The organism is Cupriavidus sp. SIMBA_020 (assembly GCF_046535395.1).
GTDB classification, from domain to species: domain Bacteria; phylum Pseudomonadota; class Gammaproteobacteria; order Burkholderiales; family Burkholderiaceae; genus Cupriavidus; species Cupriavidus campinensis.
Genome location: NZ_JAWRWU010001572.1, coordinates 1 through 239, shown reverse-complemented (window position 1 = coordinate 239; position 239 = coordinate 1). Strand labels below are relative to the sequence as shown.

The following is a 239-nucleotide window of genomic DNA, read 5'->3' as shown; positions in this document are numbered from 1 at the left end:
ATGCCGATCCGCATGTTCATGGACGGATGATGCCGCGCGACGCGACGTCGAGGAAATCCAGCAGCGTCTGCAGATGCTCGGCGACTTCGGGCTCGGCCTGCTGACGGGCGCGCAGTTCGGCCCGGGCCGTATCCAGCGGCAAGCCGCGGCGATAGATGATCTTGTAGGCGTCGCGCAGCGCCGACACCTGGGCGGGCGTGAAGCCGCGGCGCTTCAGGCCTTCGACGTTGATGCCGACC

At 67.8% G+C, this 239-nt stretch carries 1 pseudogene; it reads right to left on the bottom strand.

From position 1 onward, the window contains the following. Positions 1–16 precede the first annotated feature (16 nt). Positions 17–239, bottom strand: a pseudogene (locus SB751_RS34895) (acyl-[acyl-carrier-protein]--UDP-N-acetylglucosamine O-acyltransferase); the annotation flags it as partial.